Origin of the sequence: [Mycobacterium] fortunisiensis (genome assembly GCF_019050325.1) — a bacterium.
Taxonomy (GTDB): domain Bacteria; phylum Actinomycetota; class Actinomycetes; order Mycobacteriales; family Mycobacteriaceae; genus Mycobacterium; species Mycobacterium fortunisiensis.
In genome coordinates, this window is record NZ_VOMB01000002.1 from 423,589 (window position 1) to 445,677 (window position 22,089).

Consider the following 22,089-nt stretch of genomic DNA (forward strand, 5'->3'; position numbering starts at 1 on the left):
CTCCTAACATCCGGGGGTCAGCAGCGCCTTCACGTAGCCGCCCGACTGCCGGATGAACATCCACGTCCAGTAGGAAAAGTCGGGCCTGGTCGGACTGGCGACCATGGTGAGCTCACCGTCGAAGCACTTGCCGACGATGTAGCGGGCGCGGGACACGTGCGGGGTGAACGTGACGACGATGATGTGCTGCCACCCGTATTCCTTTGCATCATCGCGGATTTCCTGTGCCTCACCCTCGGTGGTCCACGGATCGGGGATGAAGCACTTGACCTCGAAGCTGAACTGCTGGTGGCAGTACTTGTCCATCCTGGGGTCGTCCGCACCGGTCGATTGGGAGATCAGCAGGAACGGGGCGTACCCCTGCTGAGCCAGTTGCAGTCCCAGGTCGAACCGCTCGTATGGGGTTCCGCCGAGCACCACGATCGCATCGGCGGGCCGCAACGGGTCGGTCTGCGGGTGTTTGTACACCTTCCAGCCGAGCCCGATCCAACCGACGAGCAGCACCCCGACCACGGCCAACGCCAGCCATATTCGCCGACGACGCAGCGGCTGCGCGGTGGGCACTTCAGTTTCAGAGCTCATCTACCATCTCCCTGGCCCGGTCCACATAGCGATGCGCTTCGGTGGTGATCCGGCGGTGGCCGGCGGCCGCGATCTGCTCGGCGCGGTCCGGATGCCGGGCACAGTGCTGCAGAATGTCGCGAAGCTCCTCCTCGTCGGAGAAAAGCAGGCATTCGGATCCCTCGGTGAGCAGCTCGGCATGCTCGTCGGTGCGTTCACCCACGAAAAGCCCACCGGTTGCCGGGATTTCGAAGGTGCGGCAGGTATGGGTGTCGCGGTTGTCGGAGTTGAGCAGCACCAGGTTCGCGGTCACCGACGCGACCGCGGCCGCGAACCGGTCGCCGTAGATCGCCCCGCCCACCGTGGCGTGGCCGGCCTGCAGTGCCGGGATGCGCCGCCAGCCCGGGCCGTGCACGAGCAGCTTGTCGCCATGCTCCTTGGCCAGCCGGGTGATGAGCCCGGCGCGGTCGGGGCGTCTGGCCCCGATGAACCCGACGAGGTACTGCTGGGCACCGCGTTTGGCGCACGGGCGATGCCAGGCCGGGTCGTAGGCGCTGCGAACGAATTTCACCCGCCGCGCGCCGCGGGCCGTCAACTCGGGCACATTGTGCCGTTTGGTGGTGACGACCAGATCCCATTGTGCCTCGTGGGCCAAGTATTCGGGGGTGGTGTTGTACGGGTTGCCGACGTCGTCGGGACTGTAGTGCACCCGCACCGGGGCCGGAACGCCGAGCAGTCGCTCCTGGTCCAGATGTACGCCCTTGTAGGTGAACAGCATGTCGGGCTTGAAAGCCCGTGCGGCGTCCTCGATTTGATGGTGCACCTGCTCGCGTGGCCACGGTGCGCGACGCTGCTTGGTCTTGGCGTAGAGCCAGGAGGGCGAGAACCGGGTGGGCAGTGTGACCGCCGTGGTGTCGATGACCACCACGTCGTGTCCGGCCTGACGGAAGCCGTCGGCGAGTGAGCGTGCGTTACTTCCGATCCAGTCGTCACCGACATACAGAATCTTCATCGGCACCCCCTTCCACTGTGGTGACGGCGCGCCGCTCGCGGTGCACCAGATGGCGCATCCGGGCCAGGTACCAGCCCGCCACGCAGAACTCGGCAGCGATGGTGCCGCCGACCAGTGCCCACACCGAGTGGGTCACCGACGCGGTGAGCAGACCGGCGGCCGAGGCCGCGGTGCCGACGAGCGAGGCGATCAGGATGCCGTGGGTGTCCTGTCGAACCGGGAGCAGCGCGGTGTTGATGTAGGAGCTGATGGTGCTGGCCGGCAGGATGACGAGCTCGGCGCGCAGCAGGCTCACCGCCGACGTGAACTCGGCGCCGAAGATCACGTGGACGACGGGTACGGCGCAGAGCCAGAGCAGGCCCGCGGCGAGACCGGCGATCGCCGCACTGCCCCACAGGCCGCGAATGCCGTGACGCCAGAACTGTTCATGGCCGCTGCGGCGGGCCATGCGTGGCAACAGCACCAGGCCGATCATGTCCAGAAGCGACTGCATGGCCCGGACCAGCCGGTCGCCGGCCGAATACAGACCCAGCGAGACGGCGTCGAGCAGGCCCGAGTAGATGGCGGGCGCTCCCTGCCCGTACCCCGTGGTCAGCACCCGAGAGGTGACTATCGGCCAGCTCGTCCGCAGGATCTGTGCCGGTGCCTGTGGCCGCACCAGTCGCCCGAAATGCCGTTGGCTGTCCCACCACGTCCCGGCGACGGTCAGGATGGCGGACACCAGCAGACACCACATCGCGGTCGCGGCGTGGCGGGAGTGCGGGAGCAGTGCCACGAGCAGGATCAGATAGACGATGCGACCGCTGCCCTGGTACAGCGCCGATGCGACGAATCGTCCCTGCCCGATGAGCAGCCAGTCGTCGGAAGTGGACCAGAGGCCGCCGGCGAGCAATCCCAGCAGGATCATGTGCAGGTAGGGCGGCGCGCCGGCCAGAAAGCCCACGACGTAGGCAAGCGCCAGCACGGTCAGCGTGGTCAACCGCAGCGCCAGGTAGTCCGCGCGGAGTTGTTGGAGCCGATGCGGCGTATCGCGTAGCTCGGGCACCCGGGCCGCCAGAAACGGCGTCATACCCAGATCGACGATGATGGAACCGAAGAAGTAGGCCGCCATGCCGACGGCCAGCAGCCCCATCCCCGCCGGGCCCAGAATGCGGGCCAGCAGCGGCACCGTGACCAGGGTGACCACGTACTGCCCGTACTTGCCGAACACCACGGCCCCGAAGTCGCGGACCAGCCGCAGCACCCGGGGAACCAGCGGGTGATGCTCGAGACGCGCCCGAAAACCGTTATGCACGAGGCATTTCCGTGGCAGTTCGGGTGTGACCACCCCGGCTGGTCACGATGTCGGCGAGGAATTTGGCCACCACACGGGCGGATTCGGCGACATCGAAGCGCTGGGCGCGTAGCCGACCGGCCTGGGCCAGCCGGGTGCGCAGCTGCGCATCGGCGATGAGCTGGTCGAGTGCGACGGTCAGGTCTGCGGTGTCGCCGGCGTCGACGAGCAGCCCGCTCACGTCAGGTTCGACGATCTCGGCGGGGCCGCCGGGTCGTGTCGCGATCACCGCGCAGCCCGCCTGTAGGCCCTCCACGATCACCTGGCCGAACGGCTCGGCGATCACCGAGCTGTGCACGAGAATGTCCGATCCGAGCAGGATTTCGGTCGGATCGTCGACGTGTCCGGTGAATTCCACCGGCAGTTGCAGTTCCCGGGCCAGGTCCTCGAGTTCGTTGCGGAACGATTCCTCGCCGAAGAACGTGCCGCCCACCAGGTACACCCGGCGCGGCCGCAGCGCGGTGCGGGCCAGCGCACGCAGGACGACGTCCTGGCCCTTCCAGGGTGTCAACCGGCCGACGACGGCAACGGTGGCTTCCTCCGGCGCGCGCTGAGGTTCCCGACGCGTCCCGGTGGTGCGGCTGAAATCGGCGCCCGGATAGGCGATGACGCTGCGGCGCCTCCACCTCGCCACGGTGTCCGCCGTGGAACGGCTGTTGGCGATGTAACCGTCGGCAACGATCCAGCCGAGCGCGCGGATCATCAAAGACAATGTCCGGCCGAAGTATTCGGCCGAGATCCGGTCGTGTACCTGCCAGAGCAGGGGAATTCGAGCCCTGGCGGCCGCCACGGCGGACATGACGAGGGCTTTCGTGCTGCCGGCGATCAGGACGTCGGCGCGGTGGTCTCGCGCCGCAGCGCCGAGTGACCATCCGACCCGCAGTAACGCTGCGCCACCGGCCAGGCGCCGCAGCCAGCCGGAACCCTGGATGGTCATGCTGCGGCTGTCGAAGGCGTTGGGCAGCACGGTGGTCGGGATGCCCTGCGCGCGCATCTTGGCGATCATCGGCCCGTCCTCGGTGAGGATCACCGAGGCCTCGACCGGGTGAGATTCCCGCAGCGCCGCGACCAGCCGCGCCGTCGCGAGTTCAGCCCCGGACGGCGCGGCGGTATGCCCGACGAACAGCGCCCTGATCGGCTGCCCGGTCACGCGGCCAGCCCCTGATACAACGTGTGATGGCGTTGCGCGGCAACTGCCCAGGAGAAGGTTTCGGCATGGGCGCGGCAGCGCAGCGGGCTGGGCAGCGCGCCGTCCAGGGCCGCGACGAGCCGGGTGGCAAGCGCTTCGGCGTTGTCTGCCGGGACCACCAGGGTGGGATCCAGGTCGCGTACCGCGTCGGGGAGTCCACCGCAATCGCTGACCACCGCGGGGCGGCCGGTGGCCAGGGATTCCAGGGCGATCAGACCGAAACCCTCCAGTGCGATGCTCGGCACCACCGTCAGCTCGGCCCGCGAATACCACCGAGCCAACGCCGAATCCTCGATACGGCCCAGGAACTCGATGTCCTGGTCCAGGCCGGCCGCGGTGACCTGCCGCCGCAGATCGTTCTCCGCGGTTCCGGTGCCGACGATGACGAGGTGAGCGTCGGCATGCGCGGCGGTGACCGCGGGCCAGGCCTCGATGAGGCGATGGATGCCCATGCGGTGCTCGAGCCGGCGGACGCACAGCACGATGCGCCGGTGGTCGGGCACATCAGGTTTGGGAAGGCCGGCGAACCTGTCGAGGTCCACGCCCGGTGGGATCACCTCGATCCGGTCGGCCGGCACCCGGTAGTCCTCGATGAGGACGTCGCGAAAGTGGCTCGACAACACCACGAATCGCTGTGCCCCGGCGTAACGGATGCGCTCGACGAGGTACTTGGCGCGGGCCCGGAGTTCGGTGGTGCCGGCGAACCGGCTCTCTGCCGCCCAGGGACCGTGAAAGTGCACGACGAGCGGTCGACGCCGGCTGCGGTCGATCGCGGCAGGCCCGTAGAGGCAGAAGTGACGGTCGAGGACGCCGGCTGGCGCCAGTCCGGTTCGGTCGGTGAACGCGGCAGTGACGCGCGACCACGTCGACCCGCCGGTGTCGCCCCAGGACTGCCCACCGGTCGGCGGGCTGCCGAAGGCCGTCGCCGAGAGGTCGAGGTCGGTGCGGCAGCGCAGCGCGGTGAACAGATCGGTGAAGTACCGATTCAGGCCGCCGGGCATGGCGGAAAACCACTCGGACCCGGTCATGTGGACTCTGATCGGAGGCATCACACCGCCTCCTCACGTGGGGGAAGTATTGCGAAACGAATATGTGTCATCAGACAAATTTGTGTGGTTACCGAGATACAAACGTTATATGCGTGCTTAGTCGAGTTGCCGGGCTGATGCTGGCAACGTGATCAGAAAGTCACGTTACCTGAAACATCTGGCATCGAGTTCGCGCCGAGTGCCGTGACCGAGCGCAAATGCTGACGACGCTGTCAATGTCTGCTGCGGCGAAAATTCTGGTGGAGAAATCTCCGATCATTCGCAAAGGTGCCGTCTACCTGCGGTTATACGGCCCCGTCGGGGGCTTGTCGGGTGCATCGGATGCGCACGTCGAGTTTGCGTGAGCGTCTGACTGATGGCATAACGAGAGTAAGTACTTCGTCCGTGGGGCGTTCATTGTGGAATGCACCAGAGGGCGCTATTGAGCGCGGTGATTTGAATCACCATGCCCGGTAAGTGGCAGCGCGTGACGACAGGGCAAGCGTAATCGAATAGGACGGCATCTCAACGGATCTGTGCAGGTCATCGAGGTAAATCAGTCGCTATTGACTAGACGTACGAACGGGGTCGTGTACTTGATGGAACCGAGAACCACCAGCGAGGATGTCAGCAGTCCGATTCGACGCAGCGCCGGCCCGCGTCTGAGCAGATTGGTCTCGCTCTATCGGCGCTGGACGGTGGTCGCCGATCTGATCGTCATCACGCTCAGCTCGATCGTCGGCTTCCTGCTCGTCCATCGTTGGTGGCCCGGCGTGCTGACGCTGGGTGATCGGCACATGATGCTGTTGGTCCTGGTCGCCGTGACCTGGTTCGCGGCGCTGTCGGTGCGCAACCTGACCGCCGAAAATGTGCTGCGCACGTACGTCCACGAACTCCAGCTGGCCGTAGGCGTCACCGTCCCGCTGTTCGGCGTCGTGGTGGTCGCCTACATCCTCGGGCACTTCATCCCGCACATGCATGGGGTGCTGTACTTCGACGGAATCGACCTGCGCCACCTGGCCGTCGCCCTCCCGTTGGGCCTCGTCGGCACCATGGCGGTTCGATACGTGTTGTCGCGGCGCATCGCCGAGGCCGGCGGTGGCAGGACCCCGGTGCTGTTGGCGGGCGGTCAGGAAGCCGTGCAGGCGATGGCGAACGCGATCCGGTGCTACCGGCGCGACAGGTTCGAAATCGTGGGTGCGTGCACCACCGAGCCGGCCGACAAACTTGGCGAGTCCATCGGCACCGGTGATCACTCGGTGCCCGTCATCGGCGACGACCGGTCCATCGTCGAAGCGGCACGCAAAACCGGGGCCCAGTTGGTGGCTGCGGCGACCACCGATCGCCTCGGGTATGACGAGCTGCTCGATCTGGCCACTGACCTTGAGGACGCGGGCGTCGACCTCGCCGTCGCCACTGATGTGCCCGGTGCGGCCGAGCCCGCCGCGCGGATGCCGATGCTCCAGATCCTCGCTCCCGGGTATCGGCGGGCCCGGTCGATGTCGAAGAGGTTGTTCGACATCGTGTTCTCGTTGGCGGCGGTCCTCGCCACCGGGCCGGTGATGGTGACGATCGCGGTGGCCATCAAGCTGACGAGCCCGGGGCCGGTGTTCTACATTTCCGAGCGCATCGGCCGCAACGGGGTGCCTTTCCGGATGGTCAAGTTCCGCAGCATGCGCGACGGAGCCGACCGCGACGTGGCCGAGATGATCGCCTCGACCGACGACGGTCCGGTCTTTTTCAAGGTGAAAGCCGATCCTCGGGTCACCCCGGTGGGGTCGGTCATCCGCAAGTACAGCCTCGATGAGCTGCCCCAGTTCTTCAACGTGCTGGCCGGCAGCATGAGCATGGTGGGTCCCCGACCCCAGGTGCAGCGGGAAGTCGACTCGTACGACGAAACCATGCGGCGTCGACTGCTGGTGAAGCCGGGCGTCACCGGCCAGTGGCAGGTGAGTGGCCGCTCGAACTTGTCGGCCGCGGAATCGATCCGGCATGACGTGTCCTACGTCAACAACTGCTCGATGGGGCTGGACCTGAGCATCATCGCCAAGACGATCGGCGCCGTGGTGCGCGGTGAAGGTGCCTACTGAGTGCGGCTGAGCACACCGGCGCTGCCGGACGCGTTGCCCCGCTGGCTGTATCTGGGGTCGGCACTGCTGACCGGGCTGGCGGTGCTGGGCAAGGCGCCGCTTGTCGCCGGGGTCGTTCCGGTGCCGGCCGGGCTGGTCTATGTCCTGTGTGCGGCCAGTTGTCTTGTCCCCCTGCTGTATCGGAAGTTTCTCAGCGTCGCGCGCTATCTGGCGGTGCCGATCGTGCTGGCGGTGTGGCTGGTTGCCGTCGTCGTGCAATCGCGCCTGCTCAGCCATTTTCACAGTGAGGGTCGCGGCACCGATCAGGGTGACTGCGTCAGCGTGGGTGTGGGTCAGCTCCTGCATGGATCGTGGCCCTACGACCGCGCGCTGATGTGGAGCCACAACCCGATGAGTTGTGGTCCGGGTTGGTTGGCTGCCCATGTGCCGTCGGCGCTCATCGGATATCCGGCGACGATGGCCGTGTTGTTCACCTGCGCCGTCGCAGTCGTGTACCGGCTGCATGGATCCGATGTCACGGCGAAATTTCTTGTGCTGCTGGCGATTACCCCTGGATTTTGGCTGTCGTATGCCAACGGGAACGACTTCGTCACGTTTGGGGTGATCGTGGTGGCGGTGTCGGCGCTGACGGTGACCGATCGGCCCGTGCACCGGTGGTTGGCGGTTGCCGGCGCGGTGGTCGTCTCGCAGTTCCGATTGCCGTTTGTGCTGCTGCCCGCGGCCATGCGGGTTCGATGGCAGGTGCCGGCATGTCTTGTCAGCATCGGCCTCTACGGGGTCTTTGCGTGGTGGCGGCCCGATGCGATGTTCCGCGACGGCCCATTCCACGTGCTGGAGAAATCCGCGGACCTGGCCGGTGTTCCCGGCGGGCGGCTCGTGACGGTCGTGTTGTTCGTGGTCGTGACGGTGGCGATCGCCATGGTCGCGCTGCGGTTCCCGGCGCGCTATTCCGCGCTGGTGTACATAACCTTGGCCCTCGTCCCGCTGGCCGCCGCCGGCCTCGTCGCCGCGATCCGGGAGCAGCACGGTGTCATCGACGTGCTCGGGCACTGGGAGGGCGTTTCCTGGCTGACCGCGGTCGTGGCGGTCGCGGCCGGGCTGATGGGTGGTACGGGCGACGCTAGGTGTCGCTCCGGGATCGGAACCGCCGTCGGCGATCGCCGTCGGACTGGTTGACGCCAAGGGATTTATACGCCGCAGAGTACTTGCGGCGTAGACGCGCTTGAGTCGCATCGGAGAGTTGGTTCAACCGGGCGGGGTCCGAGTTGTCGGCGAGATCGGCCAACTTGACCTCGCGGGCCAGCGGGTTCTGTCGGATCGTCCGGTAATAGTCTTCAGGCGGTTGGCCGCTGCTGCGGGTAAGAATTTTGACCGCCTCGATCACCGGTGCTGGAAATCCGCAGTCGACGAGATCCGCGACGGACAGCGATGTGTCTTCCAAGCTGTCGTGCAGTAAAGCTGTGGTGATGGCCAATGGGTCTTCGGAGACAATGTAACTGGCGACTCGGCGCAGGTGACCAACGTAGGGCAAGCCTGCCTTGTCAACCTGGCCGGCGTGCGCCCGGTCGATCAGTTCGTTGGCGGTGGCGATGAGGTTATCCATGTCACTACCTTCCGTCCGGTCCGACAACCTCGTTCAAACACGTCTCCCGCCCGGGATTTTCGACAATACTTTGCGTGTGGTGAATTGGTCGGTGGTCCCGTTGCAGCCAACCGTTCCAGTTCCGACTCCCTCGCCCGGCCCGTCGAACACAGACGTTGAGATACCGCCGATTGGCACCCCTACTGTGCCGAGTCCCGCCGAGAGCGTCGTGATCCATTATCCGCCGGACATTGTCGACAAGCTGCAACCTCAGCATTCGTTCTTGGACTGGTTGTACTCGCCTGCCGGTGCGACGGTGTGTGCCGCGGTGGTGGCGGCCGCCGCGATCTATTACACCCGCAAGAACACCAGAGACCAGATCGCCCATCAACGTCATGCGGAAGCCTTGAAGGCTCGACGGGATGCCCTTGTCGCAGCGGACGAAGCTCGGCAGGAGCAATACGAGGCGGTCCGAAATCTCGTCGACTCGCGGGTACGGACGGGCATCAGCCCCGACGCCGATTTGTTGGCATACAACGAGGCTGAGCGGGCGTCGAGACGGGCTCAGTACAAACTGAAGTTGTTCGGCTACGACGAAACCGTTGTGGACAAGTACGAAGCCGTGCGGAAGGCGGCCCGGGTGATCCGCGACGACAACATTGCCGATACGGCATCAGATGAATGGGTCGGCTATAAGGCTGCAGCGGGGGAAATGAACAAGCAGTTGAGCTGGCTTGTCAAGAACCTCGAACAAGACGGCCCAGTTCCTGATGCGGTGGGGTAGCGGCCGGGCCGGTTAGTCGCGCCCGGTGATGACGGAGCCGGATACGCTGTGTGATGCGGACTGCAACCTGCGGTTCCGACTGTCGTATCGTCGCTGACACTTGGCAGTGAGAGCCCGGGCGATCTCGGCGCTGCACGTCCGCCATCCGCCACCGAAACAGATCTCGGCTGTCAGACCGGGCGCCGGTACCCAGTCGCGGCGCCCTACGTTATACGTCTCCACCGCGGCCGCGGAGAACTCGTCGTCGCCGAGACGTGCGTCAGTGTGCACACGGGCGACGTGGCCCGCACTGTTGGTGAAATACCGCACTGCCAGCCCTCCTCTCCGTGTGCTCAGTCTACCCAGCGAATGTCGGCCGGTGCCGGAACGAGGGCGAACGTGGCCCGCAGTCGCCGCAGTGCCGTTGCGCGGATCGGTTCGGGCGTCGCGTCGTCTCTGGCCAGTTCGTAGTCGCCGTGGGAGTCCTCGGCAGCCGCCAGTGAGTCACGAGTGTGGAACTGGACCTCGAACTCGATACCGGACGAACCGACAAAGCTGCAGTTGCGCCCCCGATAGCCACCCACGACCCACCCGTCGCTGAGCTCGTTCGGGCGGTAACCGGCCCGGATCAAGGCGTTGATGATCCGGGTGCCGCACGACCAATACTCGCGATCTGGCAGGACTGCCGTGTAGCGAAGGACGTCGCCGATCTCGGCGACGATGTCTTCGGCGCACCCGCCGAAACCTTCCACTTTGATGTTCCGCGCCATTGCCGTTTGTGTCTTGCGATCAAGCGACTCCAGGCATTTCAGCCGGGTGCCGAACCGTTCGACCGCACCACCGTGTGTGGTGATGATGGACGTCACCGCTTCGGAGGTGGCAGGTTCGGCGCGGGTGGCGAGTTCCAACTGCCGCCGTGCGGCCTCACGGCATGCGGCGTGTTCTGCCGGTTCCAATTCTGGGTGGAGGTACCCGCTGTCCGATGACACGGCCGAGTGTGGCACACCTCGTGAAACTTTCCGGGCCAATGAGGAACAAATCGGCGAACGCCCGCGTTGACGTCATCGACAGCAAGTTGAGTGAATAAGACTCAAGTCTGGGTTGACAATCTATGCCCACCCGGAGCAGGCTTGAGCGCAGTCCGCTCAGACCCCTATATCTCTATCAGGAGGCAACACCATGGCTCGTGCGGTCGGTATCGACCTCGGGACCACCAACTCATGCGTGGCGGTCCTGGAAGGCGGCGACCCCGTCGTCGTCGCGAACTCTGAGGGCTCCCGGACCACCCCGTCGGTCGTCGCATTCGCGCGCAACGGCGAGGTGCTGGTCGGCCAGCCCGCCAAAAACCAGGCGGTGACCAACGTCGACCGGACCATCCGTTCGGTCAAGCGCCACATGGGCAGCGACTGGTCCGTCGAGATCGACGGCAAGAACTACACGGCGCAGGAGATCAGCGCCCGTGTGCTGCAGAAGCTCAAGCGCGACGCGGAGGCCTACCTCGGTGAGGACATCACCGACGCGGTCATCACCGTGCCCGCCTACTTCAACGACGCCCAGCGTCAGGCCACGAAGGAAGCCGGCCAGATCGCCGGCATGAACGTGCTGCGCATCGTCAACGAGCCGACCGCGGCCGCGCTGGCCTACGGGCTGGACAAGGGCAGCAAGGAACAGACCATCCTGGTCTTCGACCTCGGTGGCGGCACGTTCGACGTCTCGCTGCTGGAGATCGGCGACGGTGTGGTCGAGGTGCGCGCCACCTCCGGTGACAACCACCTCGGTGGCGACGACTGGGACGACCGGATCGTCGACTGGCTGGTCGAGAAGTTCAAGGCCACCAGCGGTATCGACCTGACCAAGGACAAGATGGCGATGCAGCGGCTGCGTGAGGCCGCCGAGAAGGCCAAGATCGAACTCAGCTCCTCGCAGAGCACCTCGATCAACCTGCCCTACATCACCGTCGACGCCGACAAGAACCCGCTGTTCCTCGACGAGCAGCTGACCCGCGCCGAGTTCCAGAAGATCACCCAGGATCTGCTCGACCGCACCCGTCAGCCGTTCCAGTCGGTGATCAAGGACGCCGGCATCTCGGTTTCCGAGATCGACCACGTCGTGCTGGTCGGTGGTTCGACCCGGATGCCCGCCGTGACCGATCTGGTCAAGGAACTGACCGGTGGCAAGGAGCCCAACAAGGGCGTCAACCCCGACGAGGTTGTCGCCGTGGGTGCCGCGCTGCAGGCCGGTGTGCTCAAGGGCGAGGTGAAAGACGTTCTGCTGCTTGACGTCACCCCGCTGTCCCTCGGTATCGAAACCAAGGGTGGCGTGATGACCAAGCTGATCGAGCGCAACACCACGATCCCCACCAAGCGGTCGGAGACCTTCACCACCGCCGACGACAACCAACCGTCGGTGCAGATCCAGGTCTTCCAGGGTGAGCGCGAAATCGCTTCGCACAACAAGCTGCTCGGCTCCTTCGAGCTGACCGGTATCCCGCCGGCCCCCCGCGGCGTGCCGCAGATCGAGGTCACCTTCGACATCGACGCCAACGGCATCGTGCACGTCACCGCCAAGGACAAGGGCACCGGCAAGGAAAACACGATCAAGATCCAGGAAGGCTCCGGCCTGTCCAAGGAAGAGATCGACCGGATGATCAAGGACGCCGAGGCGCACGCCGAGGAGGACAAGAAGCGTCGCGAAGAGGCCGATGTCCGCAACCAGGCCGAGTCGCTGGTCTACCAGACGGAGAAGTTCGTCAAGGAGCAGCGTGAGGCCGAGGGTGGGTCGAAGGTTCCCGAAGAGACGCTCGGCAAGGTCGACGCTGCGATCGCTGAGGCCAAGACGGCGCTGGAAGGCACCGACATCTCCGCGATCAAGGACGCCATGGAGAAGCTCGGCGTCGAGTCGCAGGGTCTGGGCCAGGCGATCTACGAGGCCACCCAGGCCGAGCAGGCCTCGGGCGCGGAAGCCGGTGGATCCTCGAGCGGCGCGGACGACAACGTAGTGGACGCCGAAGTCGTCGACGATGACCAGGAGAACAAGTGACGCAACCTCAAAACGGCGGCGACGATACGCAGGAGCCGGTGACCATCACCGACAAACGGCGCATCGATCCCGACACCGGTGAGGTGCGCGAGCAGGCGCCGGCCCCCAGTGGGCCGGCGTCGGCCGCATCCCCTGCCGGGGAGTCGGCTGGCGACAGCGACGAAGTTGGTGAGCTCAAGGCAACCCTGCAACGCGTCAAGGCCGAATACGACAACTACCGCAAACGGGCACTGCGCGACCAGCAGGTCACCGCGGACCGGGCCAAGGCGGCGGTCATCACCCAGCTCCTTGGCGTCCTCGATGACCTCGATCGGGCCCGCAGCCACGGTGACCTGGAATCCGGGCCGCTCAAGTCGGTTGCCGACAAGCTCGTCAATGCCCTTGAAGGGCAGGGGCTTTCCGGCTTCGGCGAAGAGGGTGACGAGTTCGACCCCTCGCTGCACGAAGCCGTGCAGCACGAGGGCGAGGGCACCCATCCAGTGGTCGGGACCGTGATGCGCCGGGGTTACCGGATCGGTGACCAGGTGGTCAGGCACGCCATGGTTGGTGTGGTCGACACCGTCCCCGACACCGACGCCGCTGCGAATAACGCTGACGCCACCGGCGATCAGGCCGCAGAATCAGACAACTAGACAACCCAACTAGAGAGAAGAGGTAAGGAGGTGGCGCAGCATGGCCCAACGCGAGTGGGTCGAAAAGGATTTCTACAAAGAACTCGGCGTCTCCTCTGACGCCAGCGCCGACGAGATCAAGAAGGCCTACCGGAAACTGGCCTCCGAGCTGCATCCCGACCGCAACCCCGATGCGGGAGCGGCGGAGCGGTTCAAGGCGGTTTCCGAGGCCAACAGCGTCCTGTCGGACCCCGCGAAGCGCAAGGAGTATGACGAGACCCGCCGGTTGTTCGCCGGGGGTGGGCGTCGGTTCAACCCTGGTACGAACTTTGGTGGCGGATTCGGTTCCGACGGAGCCGAATTCAACCTCGGAGACCTGTTCGACGCGGCCGGCCAGAGCGGTGGCGCCAACATCGGTGACCTGTTCGGCGGGCTGTTCGGGCGCGGTGCACAGCCGCGGCCGAGTCGGCCCCGCCGTGGCAATGACCTGGAAACCGAAACCGAGCTGTCCTTCCTGGAAGCCACCAAGGGCGTGGCGATGCCGCTGCGGCTGACCAGCCCGGCTCCGTGCACCAACTGCCATGGCAGCGGGGCGCGGCCGGGAACCAACCCGAAGGTGTGCCCGAACTGCAACGGCTCCGGTGTGATCAACCGCAACCAGGGTGCGTTCGGATTCTCCGAGCCCTGTACCGAATGCCGGGGCAGCGGCTCGATCATCGAGCACCCTTGTGGCGAGTGCAAGGGCACCGGCGTCACCACCCGGACCCGCACGATCAATGTGCGGATCCCCCCGGGTGTCGAGGACGGTCAACGCATCCGGTTGGCCGGCCAGGGCGAGGCCGGACTGCGTGGTGCACCATCGGGCGATCTGTACGTGACCGTGCACGTGCGTCCGGACAAGGTGTTCGGGCGCGACGGTGACGACCTGACGGTCAGCGTTCCGGTCAGCTTTCACGAATTGGCACTGGGTACAACGCTTTCCGTTCCCACCCTGGACGGCAAGGTCGGTGTCCGGGTGCCCAAGGGCACTTCTGACGGCCGGATCCTGCGGGTGCGTGGACGCGGGGTGCCCAAACGCTCCGGCGGCCACGGCGATCTGTTGGTCACGGTCAAAGTCGCGGTGCCGCCGAACCTCGAAGGTGAAGCGGCCGAAGCCTTGGAGGCGTACGCGAAAGCCGAGCGGGCCAGCGGGTTTGACCCGCGGGCCGGGTGGGCGGGCAATGTATGAGTCAGCGTAAAGAGGAAGCCCGCACGTTTTTGATCTCGGTGGCCGCCGAGCTGGCCGGTATGCACGCGCAAACCCTGCGCACATACGACCGGCTCGGCCTGGTCAGCCCGCAGCGTAGTTCCGGTGGCGGACGCCGTTACTCCGAGCGTGATGTCGACCTGCTCCGCGAGGTGCAGCGGCTGTCACAGGACGAAGGCGTCAATCTGGCCGGTATCAAACGCATCATCGAACTCACCAACCAGGTCGATGCGCTGCGCACCCGGGTGTCCGAGTTGACCAAGCAGGTCGAGCGGCTGAGTAACAATGAGCGCCGCGATGTTTCGACGGCGTCGAAAGCGGTTGTGCTGTGGCAGCCCGGAGCCGCTCGGCGGCGACATCGGCCTTAGTCGAGGTGCTCGTCAAACGACACTGATCGAAAAGGTGGCCGTCTCCGGACTTCCGGGGGCGGCCATTTTGTAGTTCCCGTGGCGCAGCGCGTCGGTGGGTGCGGTCATCGGCTCGATCCCCACGACGCTGTCACCGGCCGGCGCGAACAACTGCGCTGCGCCGTAACCCTGCTCGAAGGCGACCTCGATCCGGTGTGGACCGCCGCTGAGGGTGAACACCGCGCCGGTGCTGACGTCGTCGAATCCGTCGTCGAGTTCGGTGCTGCCCAGCCGCATCGTCCCGCCCGGCCACGGTTGGGCTTCGCCGGTGGGCAGGCCCCGGTCGTCGACCGGCAGGTGCCGCATGGTCGGCGTGTGCAATTGCCAATCCTGCCGCGGTACACCGGGAATCGTCAGGTACGGGTGGTAGCCGTAACACAGTGGTACCGAACTGTCCCGGGTCGGCGCCACCGCGGTGGCCACGGTGAGGGCTCGATCCTCCAGCGTCACCGTCACCGTCAGCCGGTGCGGGAACGGGAAGGTCGCCAGCCGTGCCTGGTCGGAATCCCAATCCAGCTGTGCCACCAGCGCGTTGTCGGTTCGCTCGGTCACCTGCCAGTCGGGACTGGCCGCGAGCACGCCGTGGATGGGTGCCCCGTGGGCGTCGGCGCGCACCCCATGCGTCCCGGGAATCACGGTCACCTCGGTGTCCGCCACACGGTATTCGTTGGCGCTCAAGCGGTTTGCCCACGGGTAGAGGATCGGGATGCCCATCGTCTTGCCGTCGCTGACGTAGGCTTGCAGGCCGCGCCGCTGGCCCACATACTCGATGCTGTTGTCGGCAAGCGATGTGCAGATCATTCCCGCGCCGGGAACGTAGCTGGCCCGCAGCGACGACGACGGGTCCTGCAAGGTGACTGGTTCGAGGTCGGCCATGGCGCCAGTCTGGCACGGGTCAGCGGGTCAGCGGGTCGTGCTGGATGCGCTCGGCGGGGGCGCCGCGTTCGATGAGGGCGGCTTTGGTGGCGGTGACCATGTCCGGGCCACCGCAGATGAGGATCTGGCGGTCGCCCCAGCTTCCGTATCGGGTGACCACCTCGGGCAGGGCGCCGGTCTGGCGCACGTGCAGGCCGCGCGGTGGCTGGACATCGGGGTACTGGCCGGCCCAGGGGGGATCGGTGCTGTACTCGGACACCGGGGTCACCGACAGCCAAGGATTGGTCGAGGCGATGTGCCACAGCGTCTTCAGGTCGTAGAGATCGCACGGATAGCGCCCACCGAAGAACAGGTGCACGCGGGGGTTCTCCCCGTGCAGCGTCATGTCCATGATGATGTTGCGCAGCGGGGCCAGTCCGGTGCTGCCGGCGACCATCAGCACGTCTTCGCCGTGTCGATCGACGTGCAATCCGCCGTGTGGGCTCGACATCCGCCACCGATCCCCGATCCGGGTCTCGTTGACGATCGCCGTGCTCACCATGCCGCCGGGGACCGACCGGATGTGGAATTCGATCCCCCCGGAGCGGTCGGAGGGAATCGCCGGGCTCAGGTAGCGCCACCGCCGCGGCCATTGCGGCACCTGGACGGTGACGTACTGGCCGGGGTGGTAGAACAGCGGCTGATCGAGCTGGAGCCGGATCACTGAGACGTCGCGGGTGACCCGGTGGTGCTCGATGACCGTCCCGTCGCAGTAGGCCGGAGAGTCCTCGGCGTCGGCCGCGCCGCGCATCACCCCGATGATCAGGGCAACAGCATCATGGGTGGCTTCGGCCAGCCGATCGTCCCACTGGCTCTGCAGGTGCGTGCGCAGCGAGTTGTAGAGGGCGTCCTGCATCGAGTCGTAATGACTTTGCGTCACACCGTATTTGCGGTGATCCCGGCCGAGCTGGGCCAGGAACGCCACCGGCTCCTCGGCGCGCTGGGCGATCAACTCGCCGAAAAGCCAGGTCAGGGCATGGGCGAAGACCTCGCGCTGATGGTCCATGTCGGGCGGGAACAGGTCGCGGGCCGACAGGTCGGTGGCGAACCACTGGGTGTAGAAGTCGCGGATGAGCGGCAGGGAGCCGTGCTGAGGGTCGACGGCGCGCTGCAACGTCTGCAGTGCTTCACGATCATCGAGTCCCACGAGGCTGCATCTTAGGCGCGGAGCGCCCGGACCGCCGCAACGCGGCGATGACCACCAGGAACAGGCCGGCCAGCGCCCAGCAACTGAGCACCACGATCGCGGTGTCGGCACCGGCGCCATCGAAGTACGCGGTGGACCGCAGCAGGGTGGCGGCGGCGCCCTGCGGCAACAGCTGGCCGAGTCGGCCCCAGCCGCTCGGCAGCATCTCCGGCGCGGCGGTCAACCCGGACAGCGGGTTGCCCAGCAGCAACGCCAGCACCGCGCCCACCGCCAGGCCGACCTTGCCGAACAGTGAGCCCAGGCCCAGCATGCACAGGCCGGCGGCGGCGATCCCGAGGGTCAAGCCGGCGGCCACGCCCCAGAAGTTCGAGTCGATCGAGCCGAACACGTAATACAGCAGGGCCGCGACGGTGGTGCCGGCCAGCGCCGAGAACACCAGGGTGGCGGTCAACCGGGTCCACACCTCGCGCCGCAGCACCAGCACCAATGCGATGGCCGGCAGCATCCCGGCCAGGGTGATCGGCAGGGCGGAGGCGGCCAACCCGGTCCCGCGCGGATCTTGATCGGTGGGTGGCGCAAGGTCCTCGGTGTGCAGCGTCATGCCGGAGTGTGCCGCCATGGCGTTGCCGATCTGGGTGAGAAGCTGTGCGACGGCCGGGCTGCCGCCGGTGGCGGTGAGCAGTGTGGCTCCTTGTGGTCCAAAGGTGATGCCGCCGTATACCGTTCGATTTTCAGTCGCTTCCCGCAGCGCATCTTCGCCGGGGTAGTAGGTGACGGAGAAGGCGCCCGGGGCCTGCTGGTCGAGGGTGTGGGCGATCTGGCTGGTGGCGACCTGGGGGCCGGCGACGCCGATGGGGACGTCGTGGGGCTTGGACCGCGAGGCGGGCAATGCGAAGGCGATGGCCACGATCGCGATCGCGACGGTCAACGCGACGACGATGCCGGTGGCGCGCAGTGCGGCGGAAGGTTCGTGACCAGGCGTCTCTGTGTGGACGGCGGCGGGGTCCGGCGTCGAGAGCATCGCTCGCCTCTTTTCATCTGACGTTGAATTAACGGTTTCTGTGAGCGTAGGCGCGCCGGGGAAAGTTTTCAACAGCAATTGAAATGATAGTGTCGTCATATGTCTTCACCTGGGGAAACATCGAAGCGGCGCGGGCGTCGCCAGGGTGACCCGGTGTCTCGCGACGAGGTGCTGGCCGCAGCCAAACTGCGCTTCGCCGCCGAGGGATATGAGAAGACGACCTTGCGCGCCATCGCCGCCGACGCGCACGTTGACGCCTCGATGGTGCTCTACCTGTTCGGGTCGAAAGCCGACCTGTTCCGGGAGTCGCTACGGCTCATCCTCGACCCCGACGTGCTGGTGGCGGCTCTGGAAGGGCCGGCCGAGGAGATCGGCGAACGCATGGTGCGCTTCTACCTCACAGTCTGGGAATCGCCCGACACCGCGCCGAGCATGCAAGTCATGCTGCAGTCCGCAACGTCGAATTCCGATGCGCACGAGGCATTTCGAACATTCATGCAGGAATATGTGCTGGCCGCGGTATCCGGCGTGCTGGGTGGCGGCGAGCAGGCCAGACTGCGCGCCATGCTCGCCGCGACAAGCCTGGTCGGGACAGCAGTGCTGCGCTACGTGATGGCCGTGCCGCCGCTGGCGACACTGAGCGGTGAGGAGGTGGTACGTCTGATGGCCCCGACAGTGACGCGCTATCTCACCGCCGACGCCGACGAGCTGGGGTTGCCCGAGTTGTAGAAGTCAGTGCTGCTCGTCGGTGTGCCGGGCGATGAGTGCCAGTTCGGCCTCATTGGCCTGCTCCGGTGTCGCGAAGGGCATGTATGACTCCACGAAGTGCAACGCGTCTTGGCGGTGTATACCGTGCTGAACCAGACTGCCGACGATGCTGTCGTGGATGATCGCCGTCGCCCGCTTGGATGCGACTTCCGAAACGGCGCCGATCTCCTCGGCAAGGTCGGCCTCTGTCATGGCGGTCACCTTCGGGTCCAGCTCTACTCGCGCGATGGTTCCGGTGAGGTACGTGGTAACCGTAACTGTCCCAGGAGGATTGGCCGCCTGCAGCGTCAGGGCTTGCTCGTCGGGTACCGCGGGGTCCGGGTCGGTGGCCTCGATGAAGTCGTCGCTGCCGTCCTCGACATACGAGTCGGTCGTGTCCGGCGCCGGAAGGTCGGGCAGCTCGGGCAACTCCGGGGCGTCGTCCTGCGCTGTCGGTTCGAAGAAGTCGAGGGCATCCAATCCGTTGTCGTCGTGCTCGTCGTGTGGGCCGTGTGTCGCCACGAATCAACCCCTCGATTCTGTGTCGGACAGTGTGACTCTGTCTTTATTGGGCGGTGGCCGCGACTTCGTTGTACTTGGCGACGGTCTGCTGGATCTTGGCGGCGTTGGCCACGGCCGTGGCGCCCATTGCCAACATCGAGCCCGTCGCGAGTGGCACTGAGCCCGCGACCGCGCCTACCTGGATCGCCACCGACGCGGGCTGTCCTCCTGGGATGGCCGCAGCGATCATGGCGGGAACGATCATCACGCTCAACGCCACTGAGTAGATGTCGAGTAGCTGGCGGGTTCGGGCGATGTCCTCCGCCTGATTCTGGATGACTTCCTGCATCGTTCGGTCGGCCTGGGCCATCGTCTGTGAGCGCTTGCTCTGCCGCTCGACTTGCTTGTCGTAGGCCTGCGACGCGCTGCCTTGCCATTGCTGGGTTGGCGCGGCGGATTTTTGTGTTTGGTTCACGGTATTGAACGCACTGCGGCCTTCGTCGAACTTCGAGCCCGTGTCAGGCTGCCCGACGCCGCACTCCAAACTCATTCCGGCGATGGCGAACAACCCCAACTGAATGATCGGGGTCTGGGGGCATTTCGGAAACAGCTGCGCAACCCCTAGACCGTCCGTCGCGAGGCTCAGTGCCTTGTACGCTCCCGGAACGTCGGCCGTTGCATGGTTGTAGATAGACCAACCCGTGGCTGGTGCGCCTAGTGCCCCAAAGGCCTTACTGTTTCCGAGCGTCTCCGATGCATCAACCAGCGAATCCCAAGACATCTGCAACAAGCTCCTCCCTGGGAGAAGACTAGCAGGATGCTGTGAGCCCTCCGCGCACCAAAATTTCTGGGCGGGAGCGACGTCAGGATGGGTGTCGCCTACCGGTAGCGGGTGCCACGACATGTGGCTGTGGGCCTCTAGACTGCGGCCATGCAAAGCGGAACCCTGCCAGGTTTACTGCTTGCGGTGCGCGGAGATACCACTGCGGAACAGGCGATCGTCGGCATAATGATGGTCTTTTTCCTTGTGGCGGTGTGTGGTTTGGCTTGGCTGGTGTCTGCGCCGCTGTATGCCAGATCGTGGAGTCGCTACGAACGCCGATTGCTGGAGCAATCACAAGAATTCCGTGGCAGATGGCCCGGTGAGCACTTACGCCAGGCGCCGGCGGTGGAGCTGCAGGCCGAAATCGAGCGTTGTTGGCAATTGGTCCTCGCGTTGGAACACCGAATGACGCGTCGTGAAAGCCCGGATGTGCACCATGAAATCGCAGCGGTACGGGTTTGGATACGTTCGGTCGCAGATGCACTCAACGCCGCGACCGCCGAAGGGCGTTGAAAGGTGAGCTGTGAGCGTCGATTTGGGTGACGTTGTCACCGAATTGCAGGCGATGGGTTGGATTTTTCCTGCGGTGGCGATGGCAGGCTTCGCAGTCTCCGCAATTCTCTACTGGATCAATGTGTTTGGAACTCGGCGAGTTCAACAACGGCAGGCGCAGTCGTTGGCGCGCTCATCACTGTTCTGGGCCAGGTGGCCCGCAGAACGATTCTGGTCGGCCCCGTATGACGAACTTGCGGCCGAGAGTGACAGATGTACACAGATTATCGACGGACTCCGTCAACGTAGAATGCTTGCCACGCCAAGGTATCCGACCAAGCGTGATCAGACGTACCTGCAATACCTCGACAATCAGATCATCGACTGTCAGCGTGTTCTCGGTGGTGTACACGCTGCGATGCAGCAGGCGGTCGCTCACGGGCGAGGGCCGCTACAACCCCCTCCTGCGTACAGCTGACCGGAGCGGTCTCAGCGGGGATGCATTTCCTTGTCCAGTTTGCCGGCGCCCTGGGCATCGGCACGGTCGTACAGGGTGGCTGCAATACCAAGTTTCTCTGAGAGTCCGGTCGACACGAGGTTCATCTTGGCGGCAGCGGCGGCGCGTGCTTGTTCGGCCATCGTGACAGCCATGTTGGACGTCAGGCACACCACCCCATGGTTGCCCATCATGGACATACCAACACCTTGGGCGGCCGCGCCTGCGGCTTCAATCTGTTGCGCGGCGGTGCCCTGTCGTTCGCCGAGTTCGCGAACGTGGGACGTGGTTACCCGCAATTCGCCAGACATGGTGTGCTCCTAGTGGCTTGGCATTGGCAGCTGCTACGTGCTTACCACGGTGAGCATATCGGCCCTTCAGGACGTCGAGATGCACCAATTTCACGGGCGCTACATGCCGGCCCACGGGGCCTGCCATCGCGTTGCGTCAACTGCCTTCGAACTGGTTCTGGCCCAAGCTGTCCACGAAGGTAGGGCCGATCCGATCGAGTTCGCGCCGATACTCCTCAGCCCACGTGCCGAATGGTTTGTGCGCCAGGTATTCGTTGCGGAACCGGTCGTCCTCGGAGACCTCGGATACGCAGAATGACGGAATGGCCAGGTCGACGACGGGCCCGCCACGCTCAACCTCGGAAAGCAATAGCGGAGCATTGGCGCCGAGAAATCGATCGACGATCCAGCCGTCCTCGCCGAGCCACGCCGAATAGCGAACCTTGGCAACGACATTTTCCGAGCGCTGCACAATCTGCGCGGCGACCAACGGATCGAGTTCGCGTTCGGCCTCGTAGCGAGTGCCTCCGACGGCGGGGCCCTTGGCGGTCATGGTGCCGATCGATTCCTCGCCCAGGGCCTCGACCAGCGCGCTGGGTTCGGCATCCAGATCAACCGGTGCCGGACCCTGAATACGAACCCGGACGGCATAACCGTCAGACGCGAACAGATAGGCCTGCACGATCAACGCGGGCATGGGATCCGATGCCGCCACCGCGGGAAATTCGCGGACAAAGAACTTCCGCTCGAATTCGAAATCACCGAAACCGGACTCGGACATGGCCATACCGTAGCC

At 65.5% G+C, this 22,089-nt stretch carries 24 protein-coding genes; 10 read left to right on the top strand and 14 right to left on the bottom strand.

The features are described from left to right. Window positions 1-3 precede the first annotated feature (3 nt). Genes FR943_RS02445 through FR943_RS02465 form a run of 5 tightly spaced genes read right to left on the bottom strand, consistent with a single transcriptional unit; the run spans window position 4 to window position 5,123 of the window. Window positions 4-582, bottom strand: coding sequence for a YdcF family protein (locus FR943_RS02445; RefSeq protein WP_217154676.1), 579 nt, complete (start codon window positions 580-582; stop codon window positions 4-6). Continuing rightward, window positions 572-1,573 (bottom strand): CgeB family protein, encoded by a 1,002-nt coding sequence (locus tag FR943_RS02450; protein WP_217154677.1) that lies wholly within the window; start codon window positions 1,571-1,573, stop codon window positions 572-574. Before FR943_RS02450 ends, FR943_RS02445 begins: the two co-directional genes overlap by 11 nt. Next, window positions 1,551-2,867 (bottom strand): lipopolysaccharide biosynthesis protein, encoded by a 1,317-nt coding sequence (locus FR943_RS02455; protein WP_308170426.1) that lies wholly within the window; start codon window positions 2,865-2,867, stop codon window positions 1,551-1,553. Before FR943_RS02455 ends, FR943_RS02450 begins: the two co-directional genes overlap by 23 nt. Then, the gene (locus FR943_RS02460) at window positions 2,860-4,056 is read right to left on the bottom strand and encodes a glycosyltransferase family 4 protein (protein ID WP_308170427.1); all 1,197 of its coding nucleotides are present in this window, start codon (window positions 4,054-4,056) and stop codon (window positions 2,860-2,862) included. Before FR943_RS02460 ends, FR943_RS02455 begins: the two co-directional genes overlap by 8 nt. Further along, entirely contained in the window at window positions 4,053-5,123 is a 1,071-nt protein-coding gene (locus FR943_RS02465; protein ID WP_217154770.1) for a glycosyltransferase family 4 protein, read from the bottom strand. The genes FR943_RS02460 and FR943_RS02465 overlap by 4 nt, the downstream gene beginning before the upstream one ends. A 599-nt stretch (window positions 5,124-5,722) precedes the next feature. On the opposite strand from FR943_RS02465, the gene FR943_RS02470 reads away from it, so the two are divergent. Then, window positions 5,723-7,213 (top strand): sugar transferase, encoded by a 1,491-nt coding sequence (locus FR943_RS02470; RefSeq protein ID WP_218045144.1) that lies wholly within the window; start codon window positions 5,723-5,725, stop codon window positions 7,211-7,213. After that, complete coding sequence (locus FR943_RS02475) at window positions 7,214-8,389, top strand: hypothetical protein (RefSeq protein WP_217154678.1); 1,176 nt, start codon at window positions 7,214-7,216, stop codon at window positions 8,387-8,389. On the opposite strand, the gene FR943_RS02480 is transcribed toward FR943_RS02475, so the two are convergent. Next, window positions 8,334-8,816 (bottom strand): guanosine-3',5'-bis(diphosphate) 3'-pyrophosphohydrolase, encoded by a 483-nt coding sequence (locus tag FR943_RS02480; RefSeq protein ID WP_217154679.1) that lies wholly within the window; start codon window positions 8,814-8,816, stop codon window positions 8,334-8,336. The two genes, FR943_RS02475 and FR943_RS02480, sit on opposite strands and share 56 nt — an antisense overlap. 208 nt (window positions 8,817-9,024) lie before the next feature. Here FR943_RS02480 and FR943_RS02485 point away from each other — a divergent pair, with 208 nt between their 5' ends. Continuing rightward, a complete protein-coding gene (locus FR943_RS02485) occupies window positions 9,025-9,579 on the top strand; it encodes a hypothetical protein (RefSeq protein WP_217154680.1) in 555 nt (184 codons plus the stop codon). A 332-nt stretch (window positions 9,580-9,911) separates the two neighbouring features. On the opposite strand, the gene FR943_RS02490 is transcribed toward FR943_RS02485, so the two are convergent. After that, window positions 9,912-10,547 carry a hypothetical protein gene (locus FR943_RS02490; RefSeq protein WP_217154681.1) on the bottom strand — a complete coding sequence of 212 codons (636 nt, stop codon included), beginning with the start codon at window positions 10,545-10,547 and terminating at the stop codon, window positions 9,912-9,914. 190 nt (window positions 10,548-10,737) lie between these two features. Between FR943_RS02490 and dnaK the strand changes: the two genes are divergently transcribed. Genes dnaK through FR943_RS02510 form a run of 4 tightly spaced genes read left to right on the top strand, consistent with a single transcriptional unit; the run spans window position 10,738 to window position 14,822 of the window. Then, window positions 10,738-12,597 (top strand): molecular chaperone DnaK, encoded by a 1,860-nt coding sequence (gene dnaK, locus FR943_RS02495; RefSeq protein WP_217154682.1) that lies wholly within the window; start codon window positions 10,738-10,740, stop codon window positions 12,595-12,597. Beyond that, complete coding sequence (gene grpE, locus FR943_RS02500; protein ID WP_217154683.1) at window positions 12,594-13,229, top strand: nucleotide exchange factor GrpE; 636 nt, start codon at window positions 12,594-12,596, stop codon at window positions 13,227-13,229. Before dnaK ends, grpE begins: the two co-directional genes overlap by 4 nt. A 40-nt stretch (window positions 13,230-13,269) precedes the next feature. Next, window positions 13,270-14,436, top strand: a complete 1,167-nt coding sequence (dnaJ, locus tag FR943_RS02505) for a molecular chaperone DnaJ (RefSeq protein WP_217154684.1) — start codon at window positions 13,270-13,272, stop codon at window positions 14,434-14,436. Continuing rightward, window positions 14,433-14,822 carry a heat shock protein transcriptional repressor HspR gene (locus FR943_RS02510; protein WP_217154685.1) on the top strand — a complete coding sequence of 130 codons (390 nt, stop codon included), beginning with the start codon at window positions 14,433-14,435 and terminating at the stop codon, window positions 14,820-14,822. Before dnaJ ends, FR943_RS02510 begins: the two co-directional genes overlap by 4 nt. A gap of 12 nt (window positions 14,823-14,834) precedes the next feature. Here the strand turns inward: FR943_RS02510 and FR943_RS02515 are convergent, their stop codons facing one another. The 3 genes from FR943_RS02515 to FR943_RS02525 are packed head-to-tail and all read right to left on the bottom strand — an operon-like array spanning window position 14,835 to window position 17,944. Then, on the bottom strand, window positions 14,835-15,737 hold the full coding sequence (locus FR943_RS02515; protein ID WP_217154686.1) for an aldose 1-epimerase: 903 nt from the start codon (window positions 15,735-15,737) through the stop codon (window positions 14,835-14,837). A 19-nt stretch (window positions 15,738-15,756) separates the two neighbouring features. Then, the gene (locus FR943_RS02520) at window positions 15,757-16,923 is read right to left on the bottom strand and encodes an FAD-binding oxidoreductase (RefSeq protein WP_217154687.1); all 1,167 of its coding nucleotides are present in this window, start codon (window positions 16,921-16,923) and stop codon (window positions 15,757-15,759) included. Further along, window positions 16,910-17,944: an ABC transporter permease gene (locus tag FR943_RS02525; RefSeq protein WP_217154688.1), complete on the bottom strand. Its 1,035-nt coding sequence runs from the start codon at window positions 17,942-17,944 to the stop codon at window positions 16,910-16,912. The genes FR943_RS02520 and FR943_RS02525 overlap by 14 nt, the downstream gene beginning before the upstream one ends. 99 nt (window positions 17,945-18,043) lie before the next feature. Here FR943_RS02525 and FR943_RS02530 point away from each other — a divergent pair, with 99 nt between their 5' ends. Next, entirely contained in the window at window positions 18,044-18,673 is a 630-nt protein-coding gene (locus FR943_RS02530) for a TetR/AcrR family transcriptional regulator (RefSeq protein ID WP_217154689.1), read from the top strand. A gap of 3 nt (window positions 18,674-18,676) precedes the next feature. Here FR943_RS02530 and FR943_RS02535 read toward each other — a convergent pair whose 3' ends face one another. Then, window positions 18,677-19,213 carry a hypothetical protein gene (locus tag FR943_RS02535; RefSeq protein ID WP_217154690.1) on the bottom strand — a complete coding sequence of 179 codons (537 nt, stop codon included), beginning with the start codon at window positions 19,211-19,213 and terminating at the stop codon, window positions 18,677-18,679. 43 nt (window positions 19,214-19,256) lie between these two features. Next, window positions 19,257-19,973, bottom strand: a complete 717-nt coding sequence (locus tag FR943_RS02540; RefSeq protein ID WP_246584787.1) for an EspA/EspE family type VII secretion system effector — start codon at window positions 19,971-19,973, stop codon at window positions 19,257-19,259. A 150-nt stretch (window positions 19,974-20,123) separates the two neighbouring features. On the opposite strand from FR943_RS02540, the gene FR943_RS02545 reads away from it, so the two are divergent. Together FR943_RS02545 and FR943_RS02550 are read left to right on the top strand one after the other, a co-directional pair. Further along, window positions 20,124-20,528 (top strand): hypothetical protein, encoded by a 405-nt coding sequence (locus FR943_RS02545; RefSeq protein WP_217154691.1) that lies wholly within the window; start codon window positions 20,124-20,126, stop codon window positions 20,526-20,528. Between the two features lie 10 nt (window positions 20,529-20,538). Next, entirely contained in the window at window positions 20,539-20,985 is a 447-nt protein-coding gene (locus FR943_RS02550; protein ID WP_217154692.1) for a hypothetical protein, read from the top strand. 11 nt (window positions 20,986-20,996) lie between these two features. Here the strand turns inward: FR943_RS02550 and FR943_RS02555 are convergent, their stop codons facing one another. Beyond that, the gene (locus FR943_RS02555) at window positions 20,997-21,314 is read right to left on the bottom strand and encodes an ESX-1 secretion-associated protein (RefSeq protein ID WP_217154693.1); all 318 of its coding nucleotides are present in this window, start codon (window positions 21,312-21,314) and stop codon (window positions 20,997-20,999) included. A 136-nt stretch (window positions 21,315-21,450) separates the two neighbouring features. Further along, window positions 21,451-22,074 (bottom strand): CYTH domain-containing protein, encoded by a 624-nt coding sequence (locus FR943_RS02560; protein WP_217154694.1) that lies wholly within the window; start codon window positions 22,072-22,074, stop codon window positions 21,451-21,453. Window positions 22,075-22,089: the final 15 nt, after the last annotated feature.

Coding starts and splice junctions, on each gene's coding strand:
- FR943_RS02445 (WP_217154676.1), bottom strand. CDS start 582: ATGAGCTCTGAAACTGAAGTGCCCACCGCGCAGCCGCTGCGTCGTCGG.
- FR943_RS02450 (WP_217154677.1), bottom strand. CDS start 1,573: ATGAAGATTCTGTATGTCGGTGACGACTGGATCGGAAGTAACGCACGC.
- FR943_RS02465 (WP_217154770.1), bottom strand. CDS start 5,123: ATGACCGGGTCCGAGTGGTTTTCCGCCATGCCCGGCGGCCTGAATCGG.
- FR943_RS02470 (WP_218045144.1), top strand. CDS start 5,723: ATGGAACCGAGAACCACCAGCGAGGATGTCAGCAGTCCGATTCGACGC.
- FR943_RS02480 (WP_217154679.1), bottom strand. CDS start 8,816: ATGGATAACCTCATCGCCACCGCCAACGAACTGATCGACCGGGCGCAC.
- dnaK (WP_217154682.1), top strand. CDS start 10,738: ATGGCTCGTGCGGTCGGTATCGACCTCGGGACCACCAACTCATGCGTG.
- dnaJ (WP_217154684.1), top strand. CDS start 13,270: ATGGCCCAACGCGAGTGGGTCGAAAAGGATTTCTACAAAGAACTCGGC.
- FR943_RS02510 (WP_217154685.1), top strand. CDS start 14,433: ATGAGTCAGCGTAAAGAGGAAGCCCGCACGTTTTTGATCTCGGTGGCC.
- FR943_RS02515 (WP_217154686.1), bottom strand. CDS start 15,737: ATGGCCGACCTCGAACCAGTCACCTTGCAGGACCCGTCGTCGTCGCTG.
- FR943_RS02525 (WP_217154688.1), bottom strand. CDS start 17,944: ATGCTCTCGACGCCGGACCCCGCCGCCGTCCACACAGAGACGCCTGGT.
- FR943_RS02530 (WP_217154689.1), top strand. CDS start 18,044: ATGTCTTCACCTGGGGAAACATCGAAGCGGCGCGGGCGTCGCCAGGGT.
- FR943_RS02540 (WP_246584787.1), bottom strand. CDS start 19,973: ATGTCTTGGGATTCGCTGGTTGATGCATCGGAGACGCTCGGAAACAGT.
- FR943_RS02545 (WP_217154691.1), top strand. CDS start 20,124: ATGCAAAGCGGAACCCTGCCAGGTTTACTGCTTGCGGTGCGCGGAGAT.
- FR943_RS02555 (WP_217154693.1), bottom strand. CDS start 21,314: ATGTCTGGCGAATTGCGGGTAACCACGTCCCACGTTCGCGAACTCGGC.
- FR943_RS02560 (WP_217154694.1), bottom strand. CDS start 22,074: ATGTCCGAGTCCGGTTTCGGTGATTTCGAATTCGAGCGGAAGTTCTTT.